The organism is uncultured Flavonifractor sp., assembly GCF_944387675.1.
Taxonomy (GTDB): domain Bacteria; phylum Bacillota; class Clostridia; order Oscillospirales; family Oscillospiraceae; genus Flavonifractor.
Map to the genome: position 1 here is coordinate 1 of NZ_CALXFV010000127.1, position 5399 is coordinate 5399.

7 protein-coding genes and 1 tRNA gene are annotated in these 5399 nt (G+C 62.2%); 3 read left to right on the top strand and 5 right to left on the bottom strand.

Features of this window, described 5'->3' with window-relative positions:
- Position 1 precedes the first annotated feature (1 nt).
- From Q0J74_RS10210 to Q0J74_RS10225, 4 genes are all read right to left on the bottom strand, one after another.
- Positions 2–74, bottom strand: a tRNA-Val gene (locus Q0J74_RS10210).
- 136 nt (positions 75–210) lie between these two features.
- Positions 211–1098, bottom strand: a complete 888-nt coding sequence (hslO, locus tag Q0J74_RS10215) for an Hsp33 family molecular chaperone HslO (protein WP_297214272.1) — start codon at positions 1096–1098, stop codon at positions 211–213.
- A 4-nt stretch (positions 1099–1102) separates the two neighbouring features.
- The gene (locus Q0J74_RS10220; RefSeq protein ID WP_297214275.1) at positions 1103–1849 is read right to left on the bottom strand and encodes a class I SAM-dependent DNA methyltransferase; all 747 of its coding nucleotides are present in this window, start codon (positions 1847–1849) and stop codon (positions 1103–1105) included.
- Positions 1839–2147: a YerC/YecD family TrpR-related protein gene (locus Q0J74_RS10225; protein WP_297214278.1), complete on the bottom strand. Its 309-nt coding sequence runs from the start codon at positions 2145–2147 to the stop codon at positions 1839–1841. The genes Q0J74_RS10220 and Q0J74_RS10225 overlap by 11 nt, the downstream gene beginning before the upstream one ends.
- Before the next feature lie 146 nt (positions 2148–2293).
- Here Q0J74_RS10225 and Q0J74_RS10230 point away from each other — a divergent pair, with 146 nt between their 5' ends.
- Positions 2294–2725, top strand: a complete 432-nt coding sequence (locus Q0J74_RS10230) for a hypothetical protein (protein WP_297214281.1) — start codon at positions 2294–2296, stop codon at positions 2723–2725.
- Between the two features lie 138 nt (positions 2726–2863).
- Positions 2864–4147: an adenylosuccinate synthase gene (locus Q0J74_RS10235; protein WP_297214284.1), complete on the top strand. Its 1284-nt coding sequence runs from the start codon at positions 2864–2866 to the stop codon at positions 4145–4147.
- A gap of 82 nt (positions 4148–4229) precedes the next feature.
- Here the strand turns inward: Q0J74_RS10235 and Q0J74_RS10240 are convergent, their stop codons facing one another.
- The gene (locus Q0J74_RS10240) at positions 4230–4379 is read right to left on the bottom strand and encodes a hypothetical protein (RefSeq protein ID WP_297214287.1); all 150 of its coding nucleotides are present in this window, start codon (positions 4377–4379) and stop codon (positions 4230–4232) included.
- A gap of 119 nt (positions 4380–4498) precedes the next feature.
- Between Q0J74_RS10240 and Q0J74_RS10245 the strand changes: the two genes are divergently transcribed.
- Positions 4499–5399, top strand: a 901-nt coding sequence (locus Q0J74_RS10245; protein ID WP_297214291.1) for a LysR family transcriptional regulator, incomplete at its 3' end; no start/stop codon positions are given.

The following is a 5399-nucleotide window of genomic DNA, read 5'->3' on the forward strand; positions in this document are numbered from 1 at the left end:
GTGGGAACAACAGGGCTCGAACCTGTGACATCATGCTTGTAAGGCATGCGCTCTCCCAGCTGAGCTATGCTCCCGCAATCAAGTCTGCTTTCAGTCAAGCAGCGAAAGTTATTATACTAGAAGCAGATGGAATTGTCAACGGTTTCGTCAAAAATTTTTCAACTATTTTCTAGGGACCGCCTCCCGTGGGAGACGGTCCCGCGGCGTTCTTTACGGTGTGTCCAGGGAGGCCAGCAGCTGCTCCAGATCCTGCCGGGAGTAGGCATAAATCTGGTCGCAGAACTGACACGTCAGCTCCGCCTTGCCCTGCTCCTGAATCAGCGACTCCAGCTCCTGCCGGCCCATGCTGATCAGCGCCCGGCTTACCCGCTCCCGGGAGCAGTAGCAGCGGTATGCCACCGGCTCCTCCGACAAAAGCTCCAGCTCAAACTCCGATAGCACCTGCTCCAGCAGAGTGCGGGGGTCCGCGCCCTTGTCCATGGCCTCGGTTACCGGTCCCACCCGCTGAATGCCCGCCTCCACAGCGGAGATCACCTTATCATCGGCGCCGGGAAGCAGCTGGATCAGATAGCCGCCGGCGCACCGCACGCTCTGATCCACATCCACCAGCACCCCCAGGGCGCAGGCGGTGGGGATCTGTTCGCTCTCCGCGAAATAGGAGGTGACGTCCTCCGCGATCTCCCCGGAGACCAGGGGGATGGTACCCACATAGGGCTCCTTCATGCCCAGATCCTTAATTACCGTCAGAGAGCCGTCCCGCCCCACGGCAGAGCCCACGTCCAGCTTGGCCGGTCCCTTCAGGGGCAGGTCCACCAGGGGGTTACCCACATAGCCTCTGGCGTTGCCCAGGCTGTCCGCCACCACTGTGATGGAGCCCAGGGGGCCGCCCCCCTTGATGCGCAGCGTCACCGAGCCGTCCTCCACCTTCAGCTGGTTGCCCATCATGGAGGCGGCCATCAGGCTCCGGCCCAGGGCGGCGGTGGCCACCGGCAGGGTCTTGTGGATCTGCCTGGCCCGCTCCACCATGTCCCGGGCGGAGATCACCGACGCCTTTACCGGCGCGTTTCTTGCCAATGCGCGAATGATTTTATCTGCCATTTTCTCAGGTATCCTTTCGTGCGGCGAAAAAGATGCGGCCTTCCCCGGTTCGGGGCGGGCGCATGCGCAGCTCGCCATATTGCTTGATCTGCCGGAAACCGGCCTGGCGGAGCAGTGCCTCCAACTCCTCCGGCTCGTAGGCGAATTCCTCGTGGACCTCCTCCCAGCGCCGCCACAGGTCCTCCTCCGTCCGCTGGAAAATGTCCATGCCGTAGGTACACACCCGGCGCCGGGGGGAGTACTCCGCCCGCCAGACGCAGTAGGCGTCCTCCGTTTCATCCAGGAAGATCTGCCCGTCCAGTCCCCGCAGCTTGTCCGGGGTGTTGATGTCAAACAGGAACAGGCCGCCCGGCATCAAAAAGGTGTGTACACGCTGAAAGGCCCGGGCCAGTTTCCCGGACCGGGTGACATAATTGACGCTGTCCAGACAGCACACGCAGGCGTCTATGGTGCCGTAGAGATCCAGCTCCTCCATGGCCTGGTGGAGGAAGATGGGTTCCGGAGCGCCCACGCCCCGGCACTTGTCCGCAGCCTGGGCCAGCATCTCCTGGGAGAGGTCGGCGCCAATCATCTCATAGCCCCGCTGGGCCAGCAGCCGGGTCAGGCTCCCGGTGCCGCAGGCCAGATCCAGCACCGTGCGAATGGGCAGACTGCTGCGGGCGAAATGCCGCTCCACATAGTCTGCCCACCGCTCGTAGTCTACATCCTCCGTAAACTGGTCATAGCACTGTGCCAGGTACTCATACGCCATTGCCGCCCTGCATCTCCTTGATCCGGGGCAGAACCGCCTGATAGCCGTCGGCCCCATATTGCAGGGAGCGGTTGACCCGGCTGATGGTGGCGCTGGAGGCGCCGGTACGCTCCAGAATATCGTTGTAAATCATCCCCTCGGATAGGAGCATGGCCACCTCAAACCGCTGCTCCATGGCCCGCAGCTCCGCCACGGTACACAGGTCGGAAAAGAACTTCTTGCACTCGTCCAGATCCTTCAGCGTGAGGATGGCGCGATAGAGCAGATCGCCGTGGGCGCGCTTCTCGTTTTTCGTCATAGGCCGTTTGACCTCCTATCTAAAATTGCAGTTGTGATCACCTCATATTTTACCAAAGTGAAGTATGGAAGTAAACCATTTTTTCACCGCTTCTAGAAAAATGCATAAACTGGATAGAAGATTATTCCAGATCAGGAGGAATTCTGATGAAGCAGACAGGGGAACTCCGCCCGGCCGGGCCGGAACCGCGTATCCTATGCTGGGAGGGGGAGCCGGTGCTCACTTTTTTCCCTCCCAGGATCAAGCTGCCGCCGCTGACGCCCCGGCGGGTGGCGGCCTACTACCGCAGGCTGGAGAGCGCCTGGCTGCGCCGCTGGGAGGGGGTTCTGTACCGGCGGGCCTGCGCCGCAGCCGGGGCGGCCAGAAGCCGTTCCCGGCCTTTTGAACCCTGGAGCGCCGCCCTGACGGCGGAGCTGTCCGAGGAGGAGGGGGTGCTTCTGGTCCGTTGGACGGCGGCGGAGACGGTGCAGGGCCGCCGGGGCATTCTCAGCAGGGAGGACAGGTGGCAGCTGCCGGGTGGACCGCCCCTGCGCTCCCCCAACATGGGCAAGAGGGGAAGCCGGGTAAATTTCCTGTAATTTTTTGCGGTCGCCGCCTTGTTCAAAGAAAAAAATAGGAATATAATATCCCACGTTGGGCAGGCTTTGGATACCCGCCCAGCGGTTTGCCGGCGGGAAAAGGCCAATGTGCGAATCCCCGCGGCAGGAGGAAAAACTATGGTAAAGGCAATTGTCGGCGCCAACTGGGGCGATGAGGGCAAGGGCAAGATCACCGATCTGTTGGCCGAGCAGTCCGATGTGGTCATCCGCTTTCAGGGCGGAGCCAACGCCGGACACACCATTATCTGCGACTATGGGAAGTTTGCCCTGCATCAGCTCCCCTCCGGTGTGTTTTATCCCCACATCACCAACGTCATCGGCAACGGCGTGGCGCTGGACGCCAATAAATTCGCCGCGGAGCTGGAGCATCTGCAGGCGGGCGGAGTCCCCGCGCCCCACATCATTGTGGACCAGCGGGCGCAGCTGCTGATGAGCTATCACGTGCTGCTGGACACCTGCGAGGAGGAGCGGCTGGCCGGTGCGGCTTTCGGCTCCACCAGGTCCGGCATTGCCCCGTTTTACTCGGATAAATACGCCAAAATCGGCATTCAGGTGGCCGACCTGTGGCATGAGTCGCGCTTGAAGGATCAGCTGGCCCACATCTGCGAACTGAAAAACGTCCTGCTGGAGCACCTCTACCACAGGCCGCCTCTGGACCCGGATGCCCTGCTGGAAGAGCTGATGGGTTACCGCCGGATTCTGGAGCCCTACGTGGGAGATGGAGTGAGCTTTGTCCACCGGGCCTTGCGCGCCGGCAAGCGGGTGCTGCTGGAGGGGCAGCTGGGTTCTATGAAGGACCCCAACCTGGGAATCTGCCCCATGACCACCTCCTCCCACACGCTGGCCGGTTTCGGTACGGTGGGCGGCGGCGTGCCGCCCACGGCCATCAGCGATATTGTGACGGTCACCAAGGCCTACTCCTCCGCCGTGGGTGCCGGCGCTTTCGTCAGTGAGCTGTTTGGCGGCGAGGCGGAGGAGCTGCGGAAGCGGGGCGGCGACGCCGGAGAATACGGCGCCACCACCGGCCGGCCCCGCCGGGTGGGCTGGTTTGACGCGGTGGCCACCCGCTACGGCTGCATGGTGCAGGGAACCACCCAGGTCGCCCTCACCGCCATTGACTGCCTGGGCTACCTGGACGAGATCAAGGTGTGTACCGGCTATGAGATTGACGGCCAGGTGACCCGTGAGTTTCCCGTCCCCGCCCTGCTGGAGCGGGCCAGGCCGGTGTACCGCACCCTGCCCGGCTGGAAGTGCGACATCCGGGGCATCACCGACTACCAGGCCCTGCCCCAGGCGGCCCGGGACTATGTGGACTTTATCGAGCGGGAGATTGAAGCTCCCATCACCATTGTGTCCACTGGACCCAAGCGCCACGAGATCTGCTACCGCAAAGAGCTGTGACAAAATCGGAGCAGGGGTACCGTCCAACGGCGGTACCCCTGCTCCTTTATGCTTCTCCCCAACCTGTGAGGCAGGTTGCGCTTTACTGCACGCCCCGAACGTAGTCCCAAAGCGCCCGCCAGGGGCTTCCCGGCCAATACTCCCGGATCAGGCCAGAGGGAATGCCTTTGCGCAGCAGCTCATATCCTACAGCCCGGCTGCTGGTCTCCCTTGTAATCTCCTTTTTCATCATGACGATCGCTCCTTTCTGTCGGCTGCTCTTGCCTTCCTTCTGGCTATAGTATACAATAGGAATAGGCATGAGACAAACGAATCTTTTTCATGTTTTACATGCGAAAAAGGAATGATAATATGAACCTGAACAAGTACCAGCTGCTGCTGAAGACGGTGGAGCTGGGGGGGATTACCCGGGCGGCGGAGGCCATGGGATATACCCAGTCTGCGGTGAGCCGGGCCATTGGGGAGTTGGAGCGGGAGTGGGGGATGGAACTGCTGAGCCGCGGCCGGGGCGGTGTGGCCCTCAGTTCCAACGGGGAAGTACTGCTGCCCTATCTCCAGGCGGTTTGCAACGCGGCCAAGGCGCTGGAGGAGCAGGTGGCGGAGCTGCACGGCATGACCAGCGGCACCCTGCGGGTGGGGACCTTTACCAGCGTGTCCATCCACTGGCTGCCGGTCATTATGAAGGTTTTTCTGGACCGCTATCCCGGCATTCATTTCGAGCTGGTCAGCAGATGGGAGTTTGCGGAGGTGGAGGACCTGGTGCGCCGGGGGCAGGTGGACTGTGGTTTTCTGCGGCTTCCGGCGGGGGAGGGGCTGGATACTGTGGCCCTGCGCCGGGACAGGCTGCTGGCGGTGCTGCCGCCGGACCATCCCCTGGCACACGCCCCCAGTTATCCCATGGAATGCTTCAGCCGGGACCCCTATATCCGCCTTCTGGAGGAGCGGGATGTGGAGATCAGCCGCATTTTTCAAGAGGAGGGGATTCGGCCCAATCTGCAATACCATGTAAACGATGACTTCGCCATACTTTCCATGATAGAACAGGGGCTGGGCGTGAGCATCATGCCGGAGCTGGTGCTGCAAAACTGCGGACGCCGCGTTTCCGCCATCCCTCTGGAGCGTCCCCGGTACCGGGAGATTGGGCTGGCAGTCCGGAGCGGGAAGGCGCCGTCGCCGCTCACGGCGCATTTTCTGGCCTGTGTACGGGAGGTGGTGGCGGGATTGGCGATGAGCGGTCCGCCGGCCTATTTCG